This is a genomic window from Pseudomonas sp. B111 (assembly GCF_026428275.1).
Classification (GTDB): domain Bacteria; phylum Pseudomonadota; class Gammaproteobacteria; order Pseudomonadales; family Pseudomonadaceae; genus Pseudomonas; species Pseudomonas aeruginosa.
The window spans coordinates 5,338,278-5,361,386 of the sequence record NZ_CP097857.1; the positions used below are offsets into that span (position 1 = coordinate 5,338,278).

The 23,109-nt window shown below is 66.3% G+C and carries 22 protein-coding genes and 1 pseudogene; 10 read left to right on the top strand and 13 right to left on the bottom strand.

All coding sequences use genetic code 11. The annotated features are described in order from the left end of the window. Window positions 1-74 precede the first annotated feature (74 nt). Window positions 75-816, top strand: a pseudogene (locus M6E97_RS24705) (hypothetical protein). A 47-nt stretch (window positions 817-863) separates the two neighbouring features. Here M6E97_RS24705 and M6E97_RS24710 read toward each other — a convergent pair. From M6E97_RS24710 to M6E97_RS24720, 3 genes are all read right to left on the bottom strand, one after another. After that, window positions 864-1,622: an SDR family NAD(P)-dependent oxidoreductase gene (locus M6E97_RS24710; RefSeq protein WP_003097046.1), complete on the bottom strand. Its 759-nt coding sequence runs from the start codon at window positions 1,620-1,622 to the stop codon at window positions 864-866. 94 nt (window positions 1,623-1,716) lie between these two features. Further along, window positions 1,717-3,084: a glutamine synthetase family protein gene (locus M6E97_RS24715; RefSeq protein ID WP_034005320.1), complete on the bottom strand. Its 1,368-nt coding sequence runs from the start codon at window positions 3,082-3,084 to the stop codon at window positions 1,717-1,719. Between the two features lies 1 nt (window position 3,085). Then, on the bottom strand, window positions 3,086-4,480 hold the full coding sequence (locus tag M6E97_RS24720) for an aspartate aminotransferase family protein (protein ID WP_031632763.1): 1,395 nt from the start codon (window positions 4,478-4,480) through the stop codon (window positions 3,086-3,088). 115 nt (window positions 4,481-4,595) lie between these two features. Between M6E97_RS24720 and M6E97_RS24725 the strand changes: the two genes are divergently transcribed. Both M6E97_RS24725 and M6E97_RS24730 read left to right on the top strand, forming a co-directional pair. Beyond that, entirely contained in the window at window positions 4,596-5,378 is a 783-nt protein-coding gene (locus M6E97_RS24725; RefSeq protein ID WP_003126007.1) for an SDR family NAD(P)-dependent oxidoreductase, read from the top strand. A gap of 64 nt (window positions 5,379-5,442) precedes the next feature. Further along, window positions 5,443-6,123, top strand: coding sequence for a GntR family transcriptional regulator (locus tag M6E97_RS24730; protein WP_003097059.1), 681 nt, complete (start codon window positions 5,443-5,445; stop codon window positions 6,121-6,123). 16 nt (window positions 6,124-6,139) lie between these two features. Here M6E97_RS24730 and M6E97_RS24735 read toward each other — a convergent pair whose 3' ends face one another. From M6E97_RS24735 to M6E97_RS24745, 3 genes are all read right to left on the bottom strand, one after another. Continuing rightward, window positions 6,140-6,352 carry a YgdI/YgdR family lipoprotein gene (locus tag M6E97_RS24735; protein WP_003097061.1) on the bottom strand — a complete coding sequence of 71 codons (213 nt, stop codon included), beginning with the start codon at window positions 6,350-6,352 and terminating at the stop codon, window positions 6,140-6,142. Between the two features lie 217 nt (window positions 6,353-6,569). After that, window positions 6,570-6,971: an SMI1/KNR4 family protein gene (locus tag M6E97_RS24740; protein WP_003099687.1), complete on the bottom strand. Its 402-nt coding sequence runs from the start codon at window positions 6,969-6,971 to the stop codon at window positions 6,570-6,572. A 195-nt stretch (window positions 6,972-7,166) separates the two neighbouring features. Beyond that, complete coding sequence (locus M6E97_RS24745; protein ID WP_003099685.1) at window positions 7,167-8,021, bottom strand: Tim44 domain-containing protein; 855 nt, start codon at window positions 8,019-8,021, stop codon at window positions 7,167-7,169. Between the two features lie 363 nt (window positions 8,022-8,384). On the opposite strand from M6E97_RS24745, the gene M6E97_RS24750 reads away from it, so the two are divergent. After that, window positions 8,385-10,142, top strand: a complete 1,758-nt coding sequence (locus tag M6E97_RS24750; RefSeq protein WP_267262296.1) for a cation:proton antiporter — start codon at window positions 8,385-8,387, stop codon at window positions 10,140-10,142. 315 nt (window positions 10,143-10,457) lie between these two features. Then, complete coding sequence (locus tag M6E97_RS24755) at window positions 10,458-11,765, top strand: MFS transporter (RefSeq protein WP_003097074.1); 1,308 nt, start codon at window positions 10,458-10,460, stop codon at window positions 11,763-11,765. Between the two features lie 415 nt (window positions 11,766-12,180). Here M6E97_RS24755 and tonB1 read toward each other — a convergent pair whose 3' ends face one another. Both tonB1 and M6E97_RS24765 read right to left on the bottom strand, forming a co-directional pair. Beyond that, window positions 12,181-13,209, bottom strand: a complete 1,029-nt coding sequence (gene tonB1 / locus M6E97_RS24760) for an energy transducer TonB1 (protein WP_003136512.1) — start codon at window positions 13,207-13,209, stop codon at window positions 12,181-12,183. A gap of 92 nt (window positions 13,210-13,301) precedes the next feature. Further along, a complete protein-coding gene (locus M6E97_RS24765; RefSeq protein ID WP_003122315.1) occupies window positions 13,302-14,270 on the bottom strand; it encodes a CobW family GTP-binding protein in 969 nt (322 codons plus the stop codon). 102 nt (window positions 14,271-14,372) lie between these two features. Between M6E97_RS24765 and M6E97_RS24770 the strand changes: the two genes are divergently transcribed. Then, window positions 14,373-14,741, top strand: coding sequence for a hypothetical protein (locus M6E97_RS24770; protein ID WP_003097081.1), 369 nt, complete (start codon window positions 14,373-14,375; stop codon window positions 14,739-14,741). Window positions 14,742-14,893: 152 nt separating this feature from the next. Here the strand turns inward: M6E97_RS24770 and M6E97_RS24775 are convergent, their stop codons facing one another. Genes M6E97_RS24775 through dksA form a run of 3 tightly spaced genes read right to left on the bottom strand, consistent with a single transcriptional unit; the run spans window position 14,894 to window position 17,153 of the window. Next, entirely contained in the window at window positions 14,894-15,535 is a 642-nt protein-coding gene (locus tag M6E97_RS24775) for a DUF1826 domain-containing protein (protein WP_033938257.1), read from the bottom strand. Further along, complete coding sequence (zigA, locus tag M6E97_RS24780; RefSeq protein ID WP_003097084.1) at window positions 15,532-16,734, bottom strand: zinc metallochaperone GTPase ZigA; 1,203 nt, start codon at window positions 16,732-16,734, stop codon at window positions 15,532-15,534. Before zigA ends, M6E97_RS24775 begins: the two co-directional genes overlap by 4 nt. A gap of 14 nt (window positions 16,735-16,748) precedes the next feature. Then, window positions 16,749-17,153: an RNA polymerase-binding protein DksA gene (gene dksA / locus M6E97_RS24785; RefSeq protein WP_003097086.1), complete on the bottom strand. Its 405-nt coding sequence runs from the start codon at window positions 17,151-17,153 to the stop codon at window positions 16,749-16,751. A gap of 112 nt (window positions 17,154-17,265) precedes the next feature. Between dksA and M6E97_RS24790 the strand changes: the two genes are divergently transcribed. After that, window positions 17,266-17,682, top strand: coding sequence for a hypothetical protein (locus M6E97_RS24790; protein ID WP_003097088.1), 417 nt, complete (start codon window positions 17,266-17,268; stop codon window positions 17,680-17,682). Here M6E97_RS24790 and M6E97_RS24795 read toward each other — a convergent pair. Next, on the bottom strand, window positions 17,660-18,853 hold the full coding sequence (locus M6E97_RS24795; RefSeq protein ID WP_003097089.1) for an N-acetylmuramoyl-L-alanine amidase: 1,194 nt from the start codon (window positions 18,851-18,853) through the stop codon (window positions 17,660-17,662). The genes M6E97_RS24790 and M6E97_RS24795 overlap by 23 nt on opposite strands. Before the next feature lie 99 nt (window positions 18,854-18,952). Here M6E97_RS24795 and folE2 point away from each other — a divergent pair, with 99 nt between their 5' ends. Genes folE2 through M6E97_RS24810 form a run of 3 tightly spaced genes read left to right on the top strand, consistent with a single transcriptional unit; the run spans window position 18,953 to window position 21,746 of the window. Continuing rightward, on the top strand, window positions 18,953-19,849 hold the full coding sequence (folE2, locus tag M6E97_RS24800) for a GTP cyclohydrolase FolE2 (protein WP_033938259.1): 897 nt from the start codon (window positions 18,953-18,955) through the stop codon (window positions 19,847-19,849). Next, window positions 19,846-20,406 (top strand): hypothetical protein, encoded by a 561-nt coding sequence (locus M6E97_RS24805; protein ID WP_003099663.1) that lies wholly within the window; start codon window positions 19,846-19,848, stop codon window positions 20,404-20,406. Before folE2 ends, M6E97_RS24805 begins: the two co-directional genes overlap by 4 nt. A 2-nt stretch (window positions 20,407-20,408) precedes the next feature. Further along, window positions 20,409-21,746: a dihydroorotase gene (locus tag M6E97_RS24810; protein WP_003097095.1), complete on the top strand. Its 1,338-nt coding sequence runs from the start codon at window positions 20,409-20,411 to the stop codon at window positions 21,744-21,746. Between the two features lie 44 nt (window positions 21,747-21,790). On the opposite strand, the gene M6E97_RS24815 is transcribed toward M6E97_RS24810, so the two are convergent. Then, entirely contained in the window at window positions 21,791-23,035 is a 1,245-nt protein-coding gene (locus tag M6E97_RS24815) for a serine hydrolase domain-containing protein (protein WP_003109141.1), read from the bottom strand. Window positions 23,036-23,109 lie beyond the last annotated feature (74 nt).

A 23,109-nucleotide genomic window follows, 5' to 3' on the forward strand; every position in this document is an offset into this window, starting at 1 on the left:
TCGAAATCGCGCCGGGTCGTGCAGACATCCGCGGGCTTTTCTAGACTGGCCCTTTTCCACCGGGAATCGCGCCAATGCCTGCCGCCATTCGCATCCTTCTCCTGGCCCTGGCCGTGCTTGCCGGCATCGGTGCCGCTGCCATCCAGGCCGAGGATACGCCCTGCGCCACCGCCGCGGAATGCAACACGCGCGGCACCCAGGCTTATCGACAGGGGAGTTATCCACAGGCGCTGGACGCCTTCGCCTGGCAATTGCGCCTGGCCGAACGCCAGGAACAGGGCGGAGCCGACTCGGAACAGGCGCTGAACAATCTCGCGCTGACCAGCCTCAAGGCCGGGCAACCGGGACACGCCCGCGCCTGGATGAACCTGGCGCTGGATCGCGGCTACAGCGGCAAGGCCACGCGCTACAACCTGGAACAGGTTGCCCTGAAAGTCGACTACGTCCCTCCAGGGCCTCGCCGGGCACTACCTGCGCTACGCCGGGCAGGCCGAATGGGAAAGCCTGCAGATCGAACCGGTGAAGGGCGGCTACCGGGCGAGCTTCGCCCTGATGCGCATCGGCAATCCGGAGAAACTGATGGAATATGGGCCCGCGGCGGTCGGCGAGTTGTCCGGTCGGCTGGAGGGGCAAGGCGCCCTCTACCGACTGCGCAGCGAAGGCCTGGGCGCCGGCTGCAGCCTGCTGGTATGGCAGGAAGGCATCGACCTGCGAGTGGTGGAGAGCCTTGGCGGGGACTGCCAGGGTTACGGCGGCATGGGCATCGCCGCCGCCGGTAACTGGGTGAAGATATCCAGTCAGGCCAGGGACGACTGAAACTTTTCCACAGGCCGCTCCAGCGGAGCGACCCGTGGAAAATCCACTCAGCGGCCAGCGGACAGGCCGAAGTCCACCGCCAGGTCGGCGCCCGTGATCGCTTCGGCCTGAGGGCCGCAGAGATACCAGACCAGCTCGGCGACTTCTTCCGGGCGGATGAAGCGTGCCGCCTTGCCCTGTGGATAATCCTTCAGCAGCGCGCGCTTGTAGCCATCCGGATTGCCCATCCCATAGCGTTCGGCCTGGTAGTCGAGCATCGGCGTGGCGATATCCGCCGGCGACACGGCGTTGACCCGCACGCCCTGCTCGGCCAGTTCCAGCGCGAGGGTCTTGCTCAGCATGGTCAGCGCCGCCTTGCTCGCGCAATACGCCGCCGACCCCCGGTAGGCCTGGCGTCCGGAGTCGCTGGAGATGTTGACGATGCTGCCCTGGTTTTCCTTCAGGTAGGGTATCGCGGCCTGACACATGTAGAAGGAGGCCTTGAGGTTGACTCCCAGGACCAGGTCGAAATCCTCCTCGGTGAAGTTTTCCACAGGCCCCTCGCGCCAGACGCCCGCAGCATTCACCAGGGCGTCGAGACGTCCGGTACGGGCGAGAATCTTCGACATCAGGGTATGGCAGTTATCCGCGCTGCGCAGGTCGGCGACCCCGCTGGCGTCCAACGGCACCTGCGCGTTCAGCGCGTGCAGGCCCTCCTTATCCACATCCGTGGCGGCGATGCGCCAATGACTCTGGGCGAAACGCTTGGCGATTGCCCGGCCCAAGCCGCCGGCTGCACCAGTGATAAGAACGACGGGCGTGCTCATCTGCTTTTCCTTACTCCTGTGCCGCGTGGAAAACACCGACGGCCAATCGGCCGCCCGCTTCAATGACTGACCGGCAACGCCGGCAGCCGTTCATTCAGGCCTGGTTGAGATACCAGCGCCAGTCCTGCTCGCCGACCTCGCCCATGAAGGCACGGTATTCGGCCTGCTTGATCGCCAGGTAGATCTTCAGGAAATCCTCGCCGAGCGCCTCGCGCTCCCAGGCCGAGCCCTCCAGCGCGCGCAGCGCAGTCAGCCAGTCGCTCGGCAACGCCTGGGTGGCTTGAGCGTAGCCGTTGCCAGTGATCGGCGCACCGGGGTCGAGTCGCTCGCGAATACCCAGGCGCACCGCCGCGAGCAACGCCGCCGCCGCCAGGTAGGGATTGGCGTCGGCGCCGCAGATGCGGTGCTCGATGTGCCGGCTGGACGGCGGGCCGCCGGGAACCCGCAGCGACACGGTGCGGTTGTTGATTCCCCAGGTCGGCGCCAGCGGCGCGTAGCTGTTCGCCTGGAAGCGGCGGAACGAGTTGGCGTTCGGACAGAACAGCGCCAAAGACTCCAGCAGGCACGCCTTCATTCCACCGATGGCCTGGCGCAACAGCGGGGTCCCGGCCGGGTCCTCGCTGGCGAACAGATTGTTGCCAGCGGCGTCGGCCAGGCTGACGTGCAGGTGCAGGCCGTTGCCGGATAGATCGGCGAACGGCTTGGCCATGAAGCAGGCCTGCAACCCATGGCGATTCGCCACACCCTTGACCAGGCGCTTGTAGCGCACGCCTTCGTCGATCGCCTGGAGCGCGTCGAAGCGGTGCTGCAGGGTAATCTCCACCTGCCCCGGCGCGTACTCCGAGATCGCCGTGCGCGCCGGCAGGCCCTGGGCCTCGCAGGCGGCATACAAGTCATCGAGGAATGGCTGCAACTGCTCCAGCTCGTAGACGCCATAGACCTGGGTCGCCCGCGGCCGCTGGCCATTCATCTGCAACGCCGGCAACGGCCGGCCGTCGCTGTCGCGTTCGCGGTCGAGCAGGTAGAACTCCAGTTCCACCGCCATCACCGGGTGGAAACCCTCCGCCTGCAGGCTGTGGATAACCCGCTGCAGCACATGCCGGGGATCGCCCGCCGCGGCCGGTAGCCCGAACTCGGGATGCATGCTGACCTGCACCTGTCCGGTCGGTGACCGCCGCCAGGGTTGCAGGGTCAGGCTGCCGGGCAGCGGGAAGGTCCAGCAATCGGCATCGCCGACGTCCCAGACCAGGCCGGTCTCCTCGACGTCATCGCCATTGATGGTCAGGCCGAGGATGGTGCTCGGCAGCGGCCGCCCGCTTTCGTAGACCGCCAGCAGCTCGTCGCGATGCAGCAGCTTGCCGCGCGGCACGCCGTTGGCGTCGATCAGGAACAGCTCGATGCTGCGCACCTCGGGGTGTGCGGCGAGGAACTCGCGGGCTTCCCGCGGATCGGCGAAATGCATCTCAGGCCTCCCGCGCGCCGGGTATGGCGAGCAACTCGCCGAGCGCCTCGTCGAGGCTGGAGAGCAGGCGGTCGACGTCTTCTTCGCGAGTGTCCGGGCAACACAGGGTCATGTTGTGGAACGGCGTGATGAGGATGCCGCGGTTGATCAGATACAGGTGCAAGGCCATCTGCAGGCTGTCGTGGAACGCCGCCTCGGCGGCCGCGCCGTCGCGTGGGGGGTGCGGGCAGAACTGGAACTCGCTGCGCGCGCCGAGCTCGGTCACCGACCAGGCCAGGCCGTGCTTGTGGATAATCCTGCGGAAGCCCTCGGCCAGACGCGCCGCCAGGGGCAGCATGTGGGCGTAGGCGGCATCGGTCATCACTTCTTCCAGGTTGGCGCGCATACAGCGCATCGCCAGGGCGTTGGCCGACAGCGTGGTACCCATGCCGCTGTGGCCGTGGCCTTCGCTCTGCTCGCTGGCGCGTGTCCTGGCCAGTTGCATGGCGCTGGCCATCGCCGCGCTGCAACCATACACCGAGCACGGTACGCCGCCGGCGATCGGCTTGCCGAGGGTGATGAAGTCCGGCTCGAGTTTCCAGGCGCGGGTACAGCCGCCAGGACCTGTGGAGATGGTGTGGGTCTCGTCGATGATCAGCAGCGTGCCGTGACGACGGGTCAGCTCGCGCAGCTTCTGGTGGAAGCCGGGTTGCGGCAGGACCATGCCGATGTTGGTCATCGCCGGCTCGCAGAGCACGGCGGCCACGTCTTCGCTGGCCAGCGCCCGCTCCAGGGCCTGGAGGTCGTTGAACGGCACCGCGCGGCTGAACTGGGTGAGGTCGTGGGCCTGGCCGAGCAGGCCGGAGCGATGCACGGTGCGGCCGTCGCGGCAGCGAACCAGGGTGTCGTCGACCGTGCCGTGGTAGCAGCCGTCGAATACCAACACCACCTTGCGACCGGTGATCGCGCGCGCCCAGCGCAGGACGAAGCGGTTGGCGTCGGTGGCGGTGGTCGCTACCTGCCAGAACGGCAGGCCGAAGCGCTGCGCCAGCAGCTCGCCTGCGACGATGGCATCCTCCCCCGGAAGCATGGTGGTCAGGCCGTTCGCGCCCTGCTCGGCGAGTGCCCGGGCGATCGGCGCCGGAGAATGACCGAACATGCTGCCGGTGTCGCCCAGGCAGAAGTCCACGTAGACGTGGCCATCCACATCATGGAAACGCGCGCCGTGGGCACGCTCCACGAACAGCGGACAGGGTGTCGACCAATCGCTCATCCAGTGCATCGGCACGCCGTCGAACAACGCACGCCGGGCTCGCTCGGCGAGCGCGACGGACTGTGGATTTTGCGCAAGGAAACGTTGCTGCTCGCGGGCCATGAAGGTTTCCACGGCGGCTTCGGCGATGCCACTGGCGGTCATTTCGAACACCTCGTTTTTTATTTCGCACAACTTTCATTTGTGATCACAAAAAAGTCAATACAGTATTTGAAAGCACTGATAATCTGTTTTCCATGTCAATTTTGTGATCACAAAAATGAACGATTTTCCGAAGTGGACAGGCCAGGTCGCGCTCATCAGCGGCGCCGGCAGCGAACTCGGCATCGGTTTCGCCATTGCCCGGCGGCTGGCCCGCGAAGGCGTGCGCCTGCTGATCACCGCCAGCAGCGAGCGGATTAGGCAACGAGCGGAGGAACTGAGCGCATGTGGTCACGACGTGCGCGCCGCGAGCGCCGACCTGACCGACGAAGCCCAGGTGCAGGGTCTGCTGGACTGGGCCGAAGCCCAGTGGGGACGGGTCGACATCCTGGTGAACAATGCCGGCATGGCCCAGTTGGACAGCGCGGAGCCCTTCAGCGCAGTGGAAGCGACCTCGCTGCGGGATTGGCAACTGTCCCTGTCGCGCAACCTGACCAGTGCTTTCCTGCTCACCCGCGGCCTGCTGCCGGGCATGCGCGAGCGCGGCTACGGGCGGATCGTCAACGTCGCCTCCACCACCGGAACCCGCGGCAGCAACCCGGGCGAAGCCGCGTATAGCGCGGCCAAGGCCGGTCTGGTCGGCTGGAGCATGGGCCTGGCGCTGGAGGTGGCGAAGAGCGGCATCACGGTGAACAGCGTCGCGCCGGGCTGGATCGCCACCGCCTCGAGCACCGCCGAAGAACGCCAGGCCGCCCTGGCCAGCCCCAGCGGACGTGCCGGCCGGCCCGAAGAGGTGGCCGCCGCGGTGGCCTTCCTCGCCTCGCCCGAAGCCAGCTTCGTCAACGGCGAACTGCTGGTGGTGGACGGCGGCAACTGCCTGATCGAAAACAAACGGAGCTGAACATGCGCAACTGCAACCTGACGCTTTCCCAGCTTCCGGCGCCACCGGCGACCCGGAGCTGACCATGGCCGAGAATCTCCAGGAACGACTCTACCAACGACTGCGGGAAGACTTGCTGGCCGGACGTTTCCAGCCCGGCGAGCGACTGAAGATCCGCGACCTGGCGAACCAGTGGGGCACCAGCCCGATGCCGGTTCGCGCCGCCCTGCAACGGCTGGTGGCGGAAGGGGCGCTGGAGGGCGAGGCACAACGCTCGCTCAGGGTGCCGCTGATGACCCGCGAGCGTTTCCTGCAGATCCTCCAGGTGCGCCTGTCCCTCGAAGGGCTGGCGGCCGAAAGCGCCAGCGGCCGGCTGGACGAGCAGGCACTGGAAGGGCTCGAAGGATGTCTGCGGCGAATGGAGGACGCCTTGCGCCGACGCGAGGTACAGGCCTACCTGGAAGCCAACAGCGAATTCCACCTGACGCTCTACCGCGCCTGCGGCAACCCGGTGCTGCTGCGTCTCATCGAGACGCTCTGGCTACAGGTCGGGCCGTTCTTCAACCGGCTGTTCACCGAGGCCGACCTCTCCCTACGCCTGAACGATTTCCACGAGGACGCCCTGGACGCGCTACGCCGCGGCGACGGCCCGGCCGCGCGCGCGGCGATCGAACAGGACCTGGCCTACTTCGGCCAGTACCTGCTGAACCTCCTGGAGCTGGAGGCCCGGCCACGAAAGCGACACCGCTCCGGCGAGCACGCCTGACGGGAGATAAGCGCCGCTACTGCGGGCGAATGGTGCGCACATTGTCCTTCTTGATCAGGATGGTGTCGCCATTCAGCTGTTCGAACTCGTAGTAGTCATTGTATTTGTCGTAATCCGACTGATCCTTGACCAGGACCTCGCTGCCATCTTGCAAAGTGACCACCGCCTGGTTGGCGCAACCCGCCAGGCTGGTCAGCAGCAATGCAGCGAACAGAGCTTTGAACTTCATAGAATCTCCACACGGGGCAGCGCACTTGCCTACATCCGGAGCGACAAGTGCGGAATTGCCCTTGTGACCGTGGCAATCGAGGGAAATTCCTTAGCGCAGCGGCGCTTTGTCGGAGACGAAGCGCCGACGGCGGCGCGCAGGGCCTCCAGGCAGCCTCGCGCGACGTCGGGAAGTCAGCCGAAAAGGCACGTTGCAGAGCCTTTGCGGCGGTTCAGGTTCAGCTCTCCAGCCAGACGTCGCGAGCCCAGACCCACACCGAATCCCAGCTTTCATCGGTGAGGTCGCCATCGGCCCAGAGCACCACCTCGCCGTCCTCCGCCACGCAGTAGTAGCTGCCGTCGTCCTCGCAAAGCGGGATCAGCTCGCGCGGAACGCCCAGGTCCCAGGCAGTGGCCGCCACTTCGGGCAGGTAGGTGTGCGAGTGCGGATCGGTCACGGTCACCGGCTCCAGGCGGCCGTAGACCACATCGCTGACCAGCAGGAGGAATTCGCGGAATTCGGCGGGAATGCCGATCAGCAGCTCTTCCTCGATTTCCACCAGCAGTTCTTCTTCCGGCAGTTCCAGGGGCACCGGAACCGGTTCGTTGAGTTCACGCAGTTTTTCGATGACGTCTTCCACGACAGGCTCTCTCGCAACGGGTGGCGCGCTTTTTATACAGTAGCCGCACCGAGCGCAAGAAAAGTGTCGTGGCTGGCCTTCGGCCATGGCGCCGGACGAATGGTCGGTCAACCCGCCAACGGAAATGAAAAACCCCCGCTCCCTGGCGGGAGCGGGGGTTTCGGCGGCCCCCGAAGGGACCGCAACCACTCGGGATCAGTTCTGCCGGATACCGGCCACCAGCCATGGCTGGTTCTCGCCCTGGGCGCGCTCCATCCGCCAGCTTTCGCTGAAAGCTTCGCCCTGGTCGAAGCGCGAGGTCTTCGACACACCGCTGAAGGTCAGGGTGGCGATGGTCTTGTCGGCCTGGTCGTCGACGCCGTCCAGTTGCACGACCAGATTGTCGATGTAGGTGGACTGGTAGGCGTCGCCGATCTCGGCGCGCTCCTGCTTCAGCCATTGCAACATCTGCGGGGTGACGAACTCGGCGATCTTGTCCATCTCGTTGGCATCCCAATGCTGCTGCAGGGACATGAAGTGTTCGCGAGCGGCACCGACGAAGCGCTCCTCGTTGAACCAGCTCGGCGCGTTGATCACCGGGCTCGGCGCAGCGGCAGCAGCGGCGGCGCCACCGAAGATCGGCGCCTGGGCCGGCATTTCGCGCTGCATCGGCGCGTGCCCGGCCATCGCCGGCTGGCCCTGGTTCTGCTGGCGCCGGCGAGCGGCGATGAAGCGGAAGGCAATGAAGGCCACCAGGGCGATCAACAGGATGTCGAGCATCTGGATGCCCTCGAAGCCGTCGCCCATGAACATGGAAGCGAGCAGGCCGCCGGCGGCGATACCGGCCAGCGGGCCGAGCCAGCGCGAAGCACCGCTGGCGGCAGCGGCGGGACGAGCGGCGTTGGGGGCGGCAGCAGTGGCGTTCGGCGCAGTGGCCGGCTGCGCCTGGCGGGTCTGGTGGCTGGGTGCCGAGCCGAGGCTCTTGCCGCCGCCGAAGCGCTTGGCATTGGCATCCAGGCTGACGGTCAGCGCCAGGCAGAAGGCGAGGGCGATGCTGAGAACACGCTGCATTGTAGTCTTTCTCTCTTGGGGGAATCGACGCGCGCCATGTTGCGGCGGTACGGGCGACAGGACCAGCCGGATTTTGTTTCGGGCTATTGCTCCCCGGCCGCCGTTTTTTCGCCCGCCGCGTCTGGCTCGCGGGTCGGCGCCAGGGTACACCGTCGTTGACGAGGATGACAGGCGCTATCCCGGATCGGCGGACGAACGCCCGCCCGGCGGCTGGAAAGGCGCAGCGCAAAGCCTTGCAGAAAGGTCTGTTACAGTTTTTTTCAGTACCCCGATCAAGCACTTGCCAGTGCTAGTCTGCGGCTCTGCGAGGCTTCCCGGTCGCGCGTTTGCCGACCCATTCCCACTCGAGCGAGGACCGCCGCCATGCATGCCGTCGATTTCATCCAGGACCTCGCCGTGATCATGCTGGTGGCCGGCGTGGTCACCATTCTCTTCCACCGCCTGCGCCAACCGGTGGTCCTCGGCTACATCGTCGCCGGCTTCATCATCGGCCCGCACACCCCGCCCTTCGGGCTGATCCACGACGAAGACACGATCAAGACCCTGGCCGAACTCGGGGTGATCTTCCTGATGTTCTGCCTCGGCCTGGAATTCAGCCTGCGCAAGCTCTTCCAGGTCGGCGCCACGGCGTTCATCGCGGCGTTCCTGGAAATCGTCCTGATGATCTGGATCGGCTTCGAGATCGGTCGCTTCTTCGAGTGGAGCACCATGGACTCGCTGTTCCTCGGCGCGATCCTGGCGATCTCCTCCACCACCATCATCGTCAAGGCGCTCGGCGACCTGAAGATGAAGAACGAGCGCTTCGCCCAACTGATCTTCGGCGTGCTGATCGTCGAGGACATCCTCGGCATCGGCATCATCGCCCTGTTGTCGGGAATCGCCGTGAGCGGTTCGGTGGAAACCGGCGAGGTGTTCTCCACGGTCGGCAAGCTCAGCCTGTTCATGATCGTCGCGCTGGTCGTCGGCATCCTCCTGGTGCCGCGCCTGCTGGCCTACGTGGCGAAGTTCGAGAGCAACGAGATGCTGCTGGTCACCGTGCTCGGCCTGTGCTTCGGCTTCTGCCTGCTGGTGGTGAAGCTGGAGTACAGCATGGTGCTCGGCGCCTTCCTGATCGGCGCGATCATGGCCGAGTCGCGCCAGTTGGTGCAGATCGCACGGCTGATCGAGCCGGTCCGTGACATGTTCAGTGCGATCTTCTTCGTCGCCATCGGCCTGCTGATCGATCCGAAGATCCTCGTCGAGTACGCCTGGCCGATCGCCCTGATCACCGTCGCGGTGGTGCTCGGCAAGATGTTTTCCTGCGGCATGGGCGCGTTCATCGCCGGCAACGATGGACGCACCTCGCTGCGGGTCGGCATGGGCCTGTCGCAGATCGGCGAGTTCTCCTTCATCATCGCCGCCCTGGGCATGACCCTGAAAGTCACCAGCGACTTCCTCTACCCGGTGGCGGTAGCGGTCTCGGCCATCACCACCCTGCTCACCCCGTACCTGATCCGCGCCGCCGATCCGCTCTCGCAGCACCTGGCCAACGCCATGCCGCAGCGCATGGCGAGGATCTTCGGCCACTACGGCGACTGGCTGCGCAGCATCCAGCCGCAGGGCGACCGTGCGGTGCTGGCGGCGATGATCCGGCGCATCCTGCTGCAGGTCGGGGTGAACCTGGCGCTGGTGATCGCGATCTTCCTCGCCGGCGGTTATTTCGCCGATACGCTTTCCGCCTGGATGAGCCAGTGGGTCGCCTACGATGGACTGCACAAGGCATTGATCTGGGGCGGCGCGCTGCTGGTCTCGCTGGCCTTCCTGATCGCCGCGTACCGCAAGCTCAAGGCTCTGTCGATGCTGCTGGCCGAACTCGGGGTCAAGCCGGAGAAAGCCGGACGCCATACGGCGCGGGTACGTCGGGTGATCTCCGAGATCATCCCGCTGCTGTCGCTGGCCGGCATGATGGTGCTGCTGGCTGCGCTCAGCTCGAGCATCCTGCCGCCGGGCGAGTTGCTGATCGTGGTGGCGCTGGTCGCCGGCCTGGTGATCGCAGTGCTCTGGCGCTGGCTGATCCGCGTGCATTCGCGGATGCAGATCGCCCTGATGGAAACCCTCGACCAGGAAAAGGGCAGCCACTGAGAGCCAAGCGATCCCGGCCTGCCGTCGAATCGGCGGATAACCACGCTGCGGTTATTCGCCCTCGCCTGCACCTGATGTCGCTATCGGACCCTTTGCCCTGAAGGATCGGCGGATTTCCGCTTATCCACTCTCCCGGTCGGCGGACTCCCGCTCGGCCAAGACCACCCCGCTCCTCTTCCAACCCAGTCCCCACGCGGCTTTCCCGCGTTGGCACGGCACCTGCTATCGAGCCATCCAATACGTCGCCCTCGCGATGTGCCGGTGTGCTGCGCCCTGATCAGCACATCCAAGACAACAACGAAAAGAGGAAACACGATGGAAAGCGCCAACGCCATTTCCGCGTCTGCCCAGCCCCGCACCACTTCGCAACGCATCAAGTCGATCTTCAGCGGTTCCGTCGGCAACCTGGTCGAGTGGTACGACTGGTACGTCTACGCCGCCTTCTCGCTGTACTTCGCCAAGGCATTCTTCCCCCAGGGCGACATGACCGCCCAACTGCTGAACACCGCAGCTATCTTCGCCGTGGGCTTCCTGATGCGCCCGATCGGTGGCTGGCTGATGGGTATCTATGCCGACCGTAAGGGCCGCAAGGCGGCGTTGCTGGCCTCGGTGCTGCTGATGTGCTTTGGCTCGCTGATCATCGCCCTGACCCCCAGCTATGAAACCATCGGCGTCGCCGCGCCGATCCTGCTGGTGGTCGCGCGCCTGCTCCAGGGCCTGTCGGTCGGCGGCGAATACGGCACCTCCGCCACCTACCTGAGCGAGATGGCGAACAAGGAACAGCGCGGGTTCTTCTCCAGCTTCCAGTACGTGACCCTGATTTCCGGCCAGCTCATCGCCCTGGCGGTGCTGATCGTCCTGCAACAGACCCTGACCGTAGAACAACTGGAAAGCTGGGGCTGGCGCGTACCCTTCTTCATCGGCGCGCTGTGCGCAGTGGTGGCGATGTTCCTGCGTCGCGGCATGGAAGAGACCGAGTCCTTCTCGAAGAAGAAGGAAGAGCCGAAGGAAAGCCTGCTGCGCACCCTGCTGCGCCACCCGAAGGAAGTGCTGACCGTGGTCGGCCTGACCATGGGCGGCACCCTGGCCTTCTACACCTACACCACCTACATGCAGAAGTACCTGGTGAACACGGTAGGCATGAGCAAGACCGATTCGACCATGATCTCGGCTGCCACCCTGTTCCTCTTCATGCTGCTGCAGCCCATCGTCGGCGCCCTCTCCGACAAGATCGGCCGGCGGCCGATCCTGATCGCCTTCGGCGTACTCGGCACCGTCTTCACCTACCCGATCCTCAGCACCCTGCACAGCGTCGACAGCTGGTGGGGCGCGTTCTTCCTGATCATGGCGGCGCTGGTGATCGTCAGCGGCTACACCTCGATCAACGCGGTAGTGAAGGCCGAACTGTTCCCCACCGAGATCCGCGCCCTGGGCGTCGGCCTGCCGTATGCCCTGACCGTGTCGATCTTCGGCGGCACCGCCGAATACGTTGCCTTGTGGTTCAAGAGCGTCGGCCTGGAGAGCGGCTTCTACTGGTACGTCACCGCCTGTATCGCCTGCTCGCTGCTGGTCTATGTGTTCATGAAGGACACCCAGAAGCACTCGAAGATCACGACCGATTGATTGAGCCTCGTGCTCATGGCCCCGACACACTCCGGGCCTTTTTATCCACAGGACGGCGACCTTCGGGTCGCCGTCCTGCTTTTTGGCGCGGCAACCGATTTCCCCACACCCGCCGGCTGTTGGTCCACGGCACGGCATCCCGACCGGAACCCTAGGGCACGCAACGCCGGCGGAGTAATCCGCCGGTGCCCCTGCGTTCCACGGCGGATAACCGCAAGCGGTTATTCACCCTGCGGCTCGTCATTCCGGCGGGGCTGGAACCTTGGCGCGTAAACGCCGATCTCCTCGCGTTCCCACGGCGGAACAGCGCAAGGGGCCTGCCGTCCCCAGGCAGCGAGGCCCCGTCTGCGAGACCTACCGGGAATAAAAAAACCGCGCTCGAAGGCGCGGCTCTTTTCGTTGTCGGCGAACCGCCTCAGCGGCGCTTCTCGATCTTGAAGAAGAACATCTTGGTCGCCTGGCGGGCGACGATCTTGCCACCGCTGACACGCGGCTCGAAACGCCACTTGGCCATGGCCTGGCGCACTTCGCGGTCGAACATGCGCGACGGCACCGACTCCAGCACCTGGATGTCGTCAATGCGGCCATCGCTGGTGATGGTGAACAGCACCTTCACCCGGCCTTCGATACCCCGCGCCTGGGCCATCCGCGGATAGACCGGAGGATCCATGCGCAGCGGCTTGATGTCGCTGTCGTTGAGGCTGCCGCTGGGCAGGCCGGCCGGGCCTTGCGAGCCGCTGGGCGCAGTCTGCGCGCCGGGCGTGCTCTGCCCGACGGTAGGCGCGGGCGGCGGCGCGGCGCTGGACGGGCTGGGCTGGCTGGATGCTTCCGTGCTCGGCTCGGGTTCCGGCTTGGGTTTGGGTTCCGGCTTCGGCTTGGCCTTGGGAATGGCGTTTTCCACCGGTTTGGGCTTGGGTTTCGGCTTGGGCTTGGGTTTTTCCACCGGCTTCGGCTTCGGCGGCTCCGGCTTGGGTTCCTCGATCTTCGGCGGCGTCGGTTCCGGCGCGGCAGCCGGCGGCTGCGGGGTCGGCTCGGCCTTCTTCTCGAGCTGGACGAAATTCACCTGCATGGTCTTCGGCAGTTCGCCGTGGCCAAGGTTGAGTTCGGCCGGGGTCGGCATCACCCACACCAGCGCACCGATGATCGCCACATGCATCGCCACCGCCGCGCCGGAAGACAGCCACCAGCGCGACTTGGGCGGCTCGCCGGGGACGTCGTCGGGATCGCTGCCATGGGCGTAGGGGATCAGCACTTCCTCGACCGCCACTTCCTCGTCGCGGCGCGCACCGGAGCAGTCCACCACGCGCAGGTTGGGTTCTCCGCGCTGGGCATTCACGCATGGCAGGGACTCGCTTTCGTCTCCCTGGGCGGGAGCGGTGGGGTGGTCTTCGGCGAGCGCGGCCAGCGAAAAACGGTCAGGCGACCGTGAAGGCTGTGGCGACATGAGGGCGACCTGCGGAGAAGTGAAAGGTAAGGAAGTAGAGTCTTCTGATAATTATTATCATTCAGTCGCGTCCTCAGGGCAACCTTGGCGGATCATTCCGCGACCATCCGACACGCCAGGAACGCCTCTTCGAGCGCCTCTTCATCCGCGCCTGCGGCGAGGATCAGTTCCAGCCGATTATCCCGCCGCCACGAGGACTTGCCCCAGTTATCCACAAACGGCGCGGCATTCGCTGCATACCAACCGTCCGCGCAATGCAGCACCGCCTTGGCCCGCCGCAGTCCGGACAAACGGCTCAGCCAGGCGTCCACTGCGACCCGATCGAAACGCACCGACGGCGCCAGCCGCCAGCCGATGGCCAACTGGCCGTCCTGCTCGCGCACGGCGCGCAGCGGTCGCTCGGCGGGCAGCACCGTTCCCAACTGAGCAGGCGCGTCCGGCAGGGCCGCCCAGGTCGTCGCGCTACCTTCCCCGGCAACGCTGGTCGGCAGATCGCGCAATGCCAGGTGGCCGCGCACGCTCCAGCGCAACGGCAGGACCGGCAGGCGCGCGCGCACGGCGCAGCGCTGCGTCGCGTCGAGCGCTTCGGATTTGTTCAGCAGCAACATGCCGGCCGCTTCCAGCGCCTGTTCCTGTGCCTCCGGCAGCGGTTGGCCGGAGGCCAGCGCGGCGGCATCCAGCACCACTACCAGGGGTTGCAGGGCCAGGACGCCGGACCAGGGAGGAGCCTGCAGCTGCTTCCACAGCGCCAGCGGATGTCCCAACCCGGAGGGTTCGATGAACAGCCGGTCCGGTCGTGCCCGACGCAACAAGCGACCGAGCCCCACCTGGAACGGCACGCCATTGACGCAGCAGAGGCACCCGCCCGCCACCTCGCCGATGGCCACGCCGTCGACGTCCGTGGCCAGCAGCGCGGCATCCAGGCCGATCTCGCCGAACTCGTTGACCAGCACCGCCCAGCGCTCGCCCGCCGGCTTCTGCGCCAGCAGCGAGCGGATCAGGCTGGTCTTGCCGGCCCCCAGGGGGCCGCCGATCAGGTGTGTGGGTATCTCTCGAAGCATCTGCGCAACCGGAATGTGAAAGCCTGTGGATCAATGCGGTCCTTGCCTGCGGGGAGCCAGGCCCCGTGCTAGAGTCGCGCCCGTCTGCAATGGAGTCCTCGCATGCGTCCGTTCCTGTTCTTCCTGTCCTGCCTGCCGGGCCTGGCCCTGGCCGAAGCCTGCATCGTCCATAGCCAGGCGAAGAATCTCGATGTGAAGGTCTGCCAGCAGAACCGCAGCATCCCGGCCAAGCTGTTCCGCGAAGGCTTCTGCCAGCCACAACTGCAGGGCCAGAAGGTCGAGGTGGCGTTCGCCGAGGAGTGTCCGACGGGCGCCTTCGGTGTCTGCCGCGACGCCAGGGTACCCAACGCGCCCTATCGGCAGGACATCTTCTACTACGGCATCGCGACCGACGCACGCTACCTGGAGCCGTTCTGCGCCAGCCAGAGCCAAGGCCGCTGGGAAGAGCCTAGCGCCGCGAAAAAGCCCTGAGCGCGTCATCAGCCTGTCACAGCGTCCGGGCTAAATGGGAGTCGGGTACCTCAGCACCCTTCGTCCCCATCCCCAAGGTAGGACGACTTTTTGGTGATAGGCCATCTGCGGATGGCCTTTTTTTATTCCTCGAAAGACACTTGTCCACAGGCTCAGGCAAGCCAGTCCAGGGTCAACAGCAGGCGCGCCAGCCCGGGCTCCGCTCGCGGCGAGCGATGCACCAGGCCGGCACCTTCGTTACCCTCCCAGCGTTCGCCCTTGAGCAGCGCCACGTCGCCTGTGGACAAGCTATGGATAAGCTGTTCATCGACAACTTCCGCCTGTGCTCCGCCAAGCAGCCGACGGTCCAGGCCGGACTCGTCCAGCCATTCGCTGGCAGCGCCCTGGTAGGTGGTGACCAGCCGCAGCGGCACGTGGTCGACGTGGAAACGCGGGCACATCGGTTTATCCAGAACGCGCAGGCGCAGGCCGATACGCCGCGCCCCGGTCAGGCAAAAGAAGGCCTCGACCAGCCAGCCCAGGTCGTCGAGGAAATCGGCTTGTCCCGGCAGTTGCTGCGCGTCGAGCAGACCGTCCAAGGCGGGTAGCCGTTCCTCTTCCATCTCCAGCGTCTGGCTCAGCGCCAGTCCCGGCCGGTTGCGTACCAGGGCGGCGGCGAAGTCGCGCAGCGCCGGGTTCAACCGGCGTGTCCAGACCGCCAGGTTGACCCCGTCGCGAAGCACCTCGGCCAGCACCTGGGGGGCTTCGCCGAACGCCTGGCGCGGCAACGGACTTTCCTGTGGCAGTACGCTCATGCGGCGTGCCCCCAGTCCTCGAAGGGGTCGTCCAGGCCCTGCCAGCCCGGGATGCCCAGGTTCATCTCGGCGTCATCCAGCAGGCAAGCATCGAGGGCTGCGCGCAGGGCCGTGAAGTCCAGGTTCTGGCCGATGAAAACCAGCTCCTGGCGACAGTCGCCGACGCCTTCCTCCCAGTGCCGCATGATCGCCCGCAGACCCTCTTCGTCCTGTGGCCACTGTCCGGTCGGCACGAAGCGCCACCAGCGGCCCGCCAGGCCGTAGCGCATCAGGCCGCCGGCCTGCGACCAGCTGCCGGCCTCGCGGGGCCGGCTGGCGAGCCAGAAGAAGCCCTTGGAGCGCAGCAGCCGCCCCTGCTTCAGCGGATTGTGCAGGAAGGCGTGGAAGCGCGCGGGGTGGAACGGACGGCGCGCCCGGTAGGCCATGGAGGCGATGCCATATTCCTCGGTTTCCGGCAGGTGCTCGCCGCGCAGTTCCTTCAGCCAGCCCGGCGCGGACGCCGCGCGATCGAAATCGAAGCGACCGGTATCGAGGATCTTCGCCAGCGGCACCTGACCCATCACCATCGGCAGGATCTCCGCCTCGGCATTGAGCTGGCGCAGGATCGCCAGCAGTTCCTCGCGCTGCTCGCTGGAGATCAGGTCGATCTTGCTGACCAGGATCACATCGGCGAATTCGACCTGATCGATCAGCAGGTCGGTGATCGAGCGCTGATCCTCCTCACCGAGGGTTTCGCCACGGCTGGCCAGGCTGGCGGCCTCCTGGTAGTCGCGGAGGAAATTCATCCCGTCGACCACCGTGACCATGGTATCCAGTCGCGCCACGTCGGACAGGCTGCGGTCCAGCTCGTCGCGGAAGGTGAAGGTCTCGGCCACCGGCATCGGCTCGGAAATCCCGGTGGACTCGATCAGCAGGTAGTCGAAGCGGCCTTCCCGGGCGAGACGGCCAACCTCTTCCAGCAGGTCTTCGCGCAGGGTGCAGCAGATACAGCCGTTGCTCATCTCCACCAGGCGCTCTTCAGCGCGGTTCAGGCTGACATCGCGCTGGACTTCGCTGCCATCGATATTGATTTCACTCATATCGTTGACTATCACCGCAACCCGGCGGTTCTCGCGGTTCTTCAGCACATGGTTGAGCAGCGTGCTCTTGCCGGCGCCGAGAAAGCCGGACAGCACGGTGACAGGTAGGCGTTGGTTCACGGTTGGTAACCTCTTCAGTTGTGCCGCACGTGGCGTTCGCGCTTCTCCTGGCGCTCTTTCGCCTCGATGCAGAGGGTGGCGGTGGGACGCAACAGCAGGCGACGCAGGCCGATCGGCTCGCCGGTTTCCTGGCACCAGCCGTAGTCGCCGCGGGCCAGGCGCTCCAGCGCTTCGTCGATCTTGTCGAGCAGCTTCTTCTCCCGCTCCAGCAGGCGAAGTTGCCATTGCCGCTGTTCCTCGCGGGAAGCCAGGTCGGCCTCGTCGCTGGGGCGTTCGAGATCGCGCAGCTCGCCGAATTCGCCTTCGATGCGCGCCTGCAGTTCCTGGCGCTGGCGCAGCAGCAGGTCGCGGAAGAAGTCCTGCTGGGCTTCGTCCATGTAGGCAGCGTCGGGCTGGGCAAGCAGTTCCTGTTCGGTCATAGGCTGAACCTGGGAAATTTAAAACGTTATACTATAACAATTAACACCACAATCGATGGCCCGCCAATCGCCTTCCGGCTACCCTGGGCCCACGTCATCCCGGGATCCACCGATGCGCCGCGTCCTCCGCCTTTACTGCCTGGCCCTCCTGCTGCTCGCTCCGGCGGCACAGGCGCAGGGCTTTCTTCCCGGCACCCGCCCGGCGGAATGCGCCTACCTGCGCACCGTTCTGGCCTGCATGGATCGGCTGGGCAACCACTACAGCGTCGCCACCGGCGGCAACGACACCTGGCTGCGCGGATACGACGCGGCAAGCGGACGACGCTGGGCCCAGACCAATACGCGCTACGGGCGCCTGACCTTCTTCAGCGGCATCGCCAGCGACGGGGAAATCTGGGTCGGCCTCAGCCGCAACATCGGCTGGACCAGCGTCAGCCGCCTGAGCAGTTCATCGGGCCAGCGCCAACGCCTGACCTGCGGGCGGGTCAGCGGCTGCAGCGAAGGCCCTAGCCGGGAGGCTGCGCGCTGAGCGCCGCCAGGTAGCTGCCGGCGGGAGGGCGTTGCCGGAAGTAGCCCTGCACGCCAGCGAAGATCGCCTCGGCCAGGCGCTGGCGATGGCGTTCGTCCATCAACCGGCGACAATCGCCGCGATTCGAGATGAAGCCGGTCTCCACCAGGATCGAAGGGATGTCCGGCGACTTGAGCACGGCGAAGCCGGCCTGCTCGACACGCTTCTGGTGCAGCGCGGTGACGTCCGACAACTGGCCGAGAACGCTGTGGCCGAGGTCCAGGCTGCTGGCGATGGTCGAACTCAGGGCCATGTCGAGGATCACCCCGGCGAGTACCTTGTCGCGGCCCTGTAGCGGCAGGTTGCCGCTGTTGCCGATCAGGTCGGCGCCGTTCTCGCGGTCGGCCATCCAGCGCGCCATGGTCGAGCTGGCGCCATGCTCGGAGAGGGCATATACCGATGCGCCGGAGGCGGTCAGTCGCGGCGCCGCGTCGGCGTGCACCGAGACGAACATGTCGGCGTTGTAGCGCCGAGCCACTTCCGGCCGCTTGCGCAGCGGGACGAACACGTCGCCGTTGCGCACCAGGCGCGCCTTGAAGCCTTTCTCGCGGTCGATCCGCCGCGCCAGCAGGCGGGCGATGGCCAGCGCCACGTCCTTTTCGCGCTCGCCCTTGCTACCGACCGCGCCGGGGTCCTTGCCGCCATGGCCGGCATCGACCACCACGAGGATGTCGCGGCCCGTCGAGGGTAGCGGGCGGGCCAGCGCCAGCATCGGCTCGGGGGGAGCCGCCAGCGCCTGTGGATAAAGGTCCAGGACCAGGCGATGGCCCTTTCCTGCCTGCGGTTCCAGGGCGAAGCTGCGCGGCCTGACCGCCTGGCGCAGGTCGAGGACGATGCGCGTCCCGCCGCCACCCAGTTGGCCGCTGCGGATGGCGCGCACGGGGCCGTCCAGCGGCAGCTCGGAGAGCGTTGCGAGCAATTGCGCGTCGGGCAGGTCGAGGATCAACCGCTCGGGGGCCTGCAGGGAAAAGGTTCGATAACGCGGCGGGCCGTCCAGTTCCAGCACCAGGCGCCAGCTTTCCGAGGAATTCCAGGCCCGGGCCTGGCGGATTCGTACATTGGCGCTGGCGGCCAGGAACGGCTGGAGGGCCAGGCCGGCGAGCAGGCTTTGCAGGAGGCGACGGCGCTTCATCGACGAAATACCCGATTGCAAGGGTCGGCATTAGCTAATACGTTATATTATAACATTCAAGCCATTTCCAGGCCTTGCCTGCCCTTCTTCGAGTTCTCCATGAATGCCTTGACGCTTCCCGATATTGCCCGCCAGACCACCACCGCCGATCTTCCCCTGGACTGGGTCGGCATGCAGGGCATCGCCCTCCCCGTGCAGATCGGCGGGCAGAGGGTCGCCGCCGAAGCCGATGCCGGTGTCAGCCTGGACGACCCGCAGGCCCGCGGCATCCATATGTCGCGCCTCTACCTGGCGCTGGCCGAACTGGAACAGGGCGAGCTGGACCTTTCCCGCCTGCGCGCCGTCCTGCAACGCTTCCTCGACAGCCACGCCGGCCTGTCGCGTCGCGCCTACCTGCGCCTGCGCCTCGCGCCGCTGCTGCGGCGTCCGGCGCTGGTCAGCCCGCTGAGCGGCTGGAAACGTTATCCACTGGTGCTGGACACGCGCCTGGAAGGCGATGACTTCCAGGCCGAAGTCCATCTCGAGCTGACCTACTCCTCGACCTGCCCCTGTTCGGCGGCACTGGCCCGGCAATTGATCCAGGAGCGCTTCGACCAGGACTTCGCCGGACAGCCGCTCGATCATGCCAGCGTGCTCGCCTGGCTCGGCAGCAGCGCCGGCATCGTCGCCACCCCGCACAGCCAGCGCAGCAGCGCGCACCTGCGCATCGGCCTGGCGGAAGACTGCGTCGGACTGCCCCTGGAAGAGCTGGCGGATCTCGGCGAAAGCGCCCTCGGCACCGCGGTGCAGACTGCGGTGAAACGCGCCGACGAGCAGGCCTTCGCCCTCGCCAACGGGCAGAACCTGATGTTCTGCGAAGACGCGGTGCGCCGGCTGCACCGCGCCCTGCTGGGTTATCCACAGGCGAGCCGGTTCTCCATACGGGTCGTCCATGCGGAAAGCCTGCATGCCCACGACGCCGTCGCCGAAAGCCACTGGCAGCGAGGTGCCGCATGATCCGCAAGAATCCCTCCGGCGACCTGCCGGTGATCGACGAATCGGCCTATGTGGACAAGACCGCGATCATCTGCGGCAAGGTGATCATCCAGGCCAACGTCTTCGTCGGTCCCTACGCGGTGATCCGTGCCGACGAAGTCGACGCCGACGGCGGCATGCAACCGATCGTGATCGGCGCCAACTCGAACATCCAGGACGGCGTGGTGATCCATTCCAAGTCGGGTGCCGCGGTGACCATCGGCGAGCACAGCTCCATCGCCCACCGCTCCATCGTCCACGGTCCTTGCGAAGTCGGCGACCGGGTCTTCATCGGCTTCAACAGCGTGCTGTTCAACTGCCGGGTCGGCGATGGCTGCGTGGTCCGCCACAACGCGGTGGTCGACGGCTGCGACCTGCCAGCGGGTTTCTACGTCCCGTCCACCGAGCGCATCGGTCCGCGCACCGACCTGGCGAGCATGCCGCGGGTCAGCGTTTCCGCCAGCGAGTTCTCGGAAGACGTGGCGCGCACCAACGTCGACCTGGTACGCGGCTACAAGTCGCTGCAGAACGAGTTCTGAACATGCAAAGCCTGCTGATCCGCAATGCCCGGATGGTCAACGAGGGGCAGGTACGCGAAGGCGATCTGCTGGTCCGCCACGGTCGCATCGAACGCATCGCCGGCTGCCTGGAGAACTGCGGCGCCAGCCGGGAGATCGATGCCGCCGGACGCTACCTGCTGCCGGGAATGATCGACGACCAGGTGCACTTCCGCGAGCCGGGTTATCCACAGAAGGGCTCGATCGCCAGCGAATCCCGCGCCGCCGTGGCGGGCGGCATCACCAGTTTCATGGACATGCCCAATACCCGCCCGGCGACGCTGAGCCTCGAAGCGCTGGCGGAAAAGAAGCGCCTCGCCGCCGCCCATAGCGTGGCCAACTACGGTTTCCACTTCGGCGTCAGCCGCGACAACCTCGACACCGTGGCCGCCCTCGATCCACGCGAGGTCGCCGCGGTGAAGGTGTTCATGGGCGCCTCCACCGGCGACATGCTGGTGGACGACCTGCCGACCCTGGAGCGCCTGTTCGCCAGCGTTCCGACCCTGCTGCTGAGCCATTGCGAAGACACGCCGCGGATCGAAGCCAACCTGGCGCGCTGGCGACAACGCTTCGGCGAACGTATTCCGGCAGCCGCCCACCCGCGCATTCGCGACGCCGAGGCTTGCTACCGTTCCACCGCCCTGGCGGTGGAACTGGCGCAACGACATGGCACGCTGCTGCATGTCCTGCACTTATCCACAGCGCGCGAACTGGCCCTGTTCGAGGACAAGCCGCTGTGCCAGAAACGCATCACCGCGGAAGTCTGCGTCCACCACCTGCTGTTCGACGACAGCGACTACGCCCGCCTCGGCCATCTGCTCAAGTGCAACCCGGCGATCAAGAGCCGCGAGGACCGCGACGCCCTGCGCAGGGCGCTGGCCGGCAACCGCCTGGACGTGATCGGCACCGACCACGCGCCGCACGCCTGGGCCGAGAAGCAGCAGGCTTATCCACAGGCGCCGGCCGGCCTGCCACTGGTCCAGCATGCGTTGCCGGCACTCCTGGAGCTGGTCCGCGAAGGCTGGCTGTCGCTGGCCACCCTGGTGGCGAAGACCAGCCACCGGGTCGCCGAACTGTTCGCCATCGCCGATCGCGGTTTCCTCCGCGAAGGCTACTGGGCCGACCTGGTGCTGGTCAGCGAACTGGAGCACCCGGCGCTGGCCAGCGCCATGCCGCTGCTGTCGCGCTGCAACTGGACGCCGTTCCGCCACCGGGCATTCCACCATCGGATCGATACCACCATCGTCTCCGGGCAGCTCGCCTGGCACGCGGGACGCCTGTCCGACGATTGCCAGGGACTGCCCCTGCGGTTTTCCCGCTGAAGACTTGTCCACAGCCTGCTGTGGATATCCGCTCGCCCACGGCCCTAGCGCAGGGCTTTCACCGCCGCGCCAAGGAAGGCATAGGTCTCCTCCTCGCGATCGTCCATCTCCGGCTTCGGCCAGGCGCTCCAGACCACCGCCACGATCTTCTCCTTGCGGTTGATGTAGAGGTACTGGCCGAAGATGCCCTGGGCTTCGAAGGCGCCGCCGTCATGCTCGGGCAGGGCCTTGGCGCCCACCGGGAAGGTCCACCACTGGTAGCCGTAGCCGAGCGCGTATTCGCCATCGTAGAGCTTGCCCGGGGCCAGGTGGGAAGAAGCCTCGACGCGACTGGCACGATCGACCCAACCCTCGGGAAGGATACGTTCGCCATCGATCACCCCATCCTCGAGGACGAACTGGCCGAAGCGGCCATAGTCGCGCAGGGTCGCGCTCAAGCCGCTGCTGCCGATCTCTTGCCCGGCCGGCGATTCCAGTTGCCAGAAGCCGTCGCTCTCCATGCCCATCCGCGCCCAGATCCGCTCGGACAGGTAGTCGCTCACCGGAATGCGGGTCGCCGCGTGCAGCAGCTCGCTCTGCAGGTGCGACTCTCCGGTGCTGTAGGTGAAGTGGGTACCGGCCGGGTACTGCCGCGGCAGGCTCGCCAGCAGCCGCAGGATGCCACCGGGACGTTCGGCGAGCTGGGCGTCGAACATCTGCCGGCGGTCGGACTTCGGATCGCGATAGGTCTCGTTCCAGCGGACCCCGGAACTCATCTGCAGGACCTGCTCCACAGTCACCCCCTGGTAGGCGGAGCCGGCCAGGCTCGGCAGGTACTTGTCCACAGGCTGGTCGAGAGCCAGCAGGCCCTGCTGCACGGCGGCGCCCACCAGGGTCGAGGAGATCGACTTGACCACCGAGAACGAGGTCCAGCGCGTGCGTTCGTCGTTGCCCAGGCCGTAGCGCTCCAGGGCGACCTTGCCATCCTTGAGGACCAGCACGCCGCCAACGCGGTTGCGCCGCATGAAATCGTCGACGCCGTATTCCTCGCCGCCGATCCGGTAGCGCGGCGCGATGGCCGCACCCGCCGGCAGCGGACGGACCTTGGTCCCCTTGTGGATAACCCGGGTCGGATAGACCTTGTCCATGTTCCGATAGGTGTCCGGCTGGTATTCCGGGATCAGTTCATAGAGATCGGCAGCACGGCCGATCCGCGGGTTTTCCACAGCCGCGTCGGCGCCGGCCGAGCCGCTTGCCGAGACGAACAGCGCCAGCAGGGCCGGCCGGAAGACGGATATACAGCTACGCATGGACGTTTTCCTTATGACCGGAAGCAGCTCCGGCTTCGTCGTTTTTATGGATGTGGACTGGCGTCGCAGGGTTA

What these genes read in the sequence shown, in the direction of transcription:
- M6E97_RS24710 (WP_003097046.1), bottom strand. Translation starts at nt 1,622, where the DNA reads ATGAGCACGCCCGTCGTTCTTATCACTGGTGCAGCCGGCGGCTTGGGC.
- M6E97_RS24715 (WP_034005320.1), bottom strand. Translation starts at nt 3,084, where the DNA reads ATGCATTTCGCCGATCCGCGGGAAGCCCGCGAGTTCCTCGCCGCACAC.
- M6E97_RS24720 (WP_031632763.1), bottom strand. Translation starts at nt 4,480, where the DNA reads ATGACCGCCAGTGGCATCGCCGAAGCCGCCGTGGAAACCTTCATGGCC.
- M6E97_RS24725 (WP_003126007.1), top strand. Translation starts at nt 4,596, where the DNA reads ATGAACGATTTTCCGAAGTGGACAGGCCAGGTCGCGCTCATCAGCGGC.
- M6E97_RS24730 (WP_003097059.1), top strand. Translation starts at nt 5,443, where the DNA reads ATGGCCGAGAATCTCCAGGAACGACTCTACCAACGACTGCGGGAAGAC.
- M6E97_RS24735 (WP_003097061.1), bottom strand. Translation starts at nt 6,352, where the DNA reads ATGAAGTTCAAAGCTCTGTTCGCTGCATTGCTGCTGACCAGCCTGGCG.
- M6E97_RS24745 (WP_003099685.1), bottom strand. Translation starts at nt 8,021, where the DNA reads ATGCAGCGTGTTCTCAGCATCGCCCTCGCCTTCTGCCTGGCGCTGACC.
- M6E97_RS24750 (WP_267262296.1), top strand. Translation starts at nt 8,385, where the DNA reads ATGCATGCCGTCGATTTCATCCAGGACCTCGCCGTGATCATGCTGGTG.
- M6E97_RS24755 (WP_003097074.1), top strand. Translation starts at nt 10,458, where the DNA reads ATGGAAAGCGCCAACGCCATTTCCGCGTCTGCCCAGCCCCGCACCACT.
- tonB1 (WP_003136512.1), bottom strand. Translation starts at nt 13,209, where the DNA reads ATGTCGCCACAGCCTTCACGGTCGCCTGACCGTTTTTCGCTGGCCGCG.
- M6E97_RS24765 (WP_003122315.1), bottom strand. Translation starts at nt 14,270, where the DNA reads ATGCTTCGAGAGATACCCACACACCTGATCGGCGGCCCCCTGGGGGCC.
- M6E97_RS24770 (WP_003097081.1), top strand. Translation starts at nt 14,373, where the DNA reads ATGCGTCCGTTCCTGTTCTTCCTGTCCTGCCTGCCGGGCCTGGCCCTG.
- M6E97_RS24775 (WP_033938257.1), bottom strand. Translation starts at nt 15,535, where the DNA reads ATGAGCGTACTGCCACAGGAAAGTCCGTTGCCGCGCCAGGCGTTCGGC.
- dksA (WP_003097086.1), bottom strand. Translation starts at nt 17,153, where the DNA reads ATGACCGAACAGGAACTGCTTGCCCAGCCCGACGCTGCCTACATGGAC.
- M6E97_RS24790 (WP_003097088.1), top strand. Translation starts at nt 17,266, where the DNA reads ATGCGCCGCGTCCTCCGCCTTTACTGCCTGGCCCTCCTGCTGCTCGCT.
- M6E97_RS24795 (WP_003097089.1), bottom strand. Translation starts at nt 18,853, where the DNA reads ATGAAGCGCCGTCGCCTCCTGCAAAGCCTGCTCGCCGGCCTGGCCCTC.
- folE2 (WP_033938259.1), top strand. Translation starts at nt 18,953, where the DNA reads ATGAATGCCTTGACGCTTCCCGATATTGCCCGCCAGACCACCACCGCC.
- M6E97_RS24805 (WP_003099663.1), top strand. Translation starts at nt 19,846, where the DNA reads ATGATCCGCAAGAATCCCTCCGGCGACCTGCCGGTGATCGACGAATCG.
- M6E97_RS24810 (WP_003097095.1), top strand. Translation starts at nt 20,409, where the DNA reads ATGCAAAGCCTGCTGATCCGCAATGCCCGGATGGTCAACGAGGGGCAG.
- M6E97_RS24815 (WP_003109141.1), bottom strand. Translation starts at nt 23,035, where the DNA reads ATGCGTAGCTGTATATCCGTCTTCCGGCCGGCCCTGCTGGCGCTGTTC.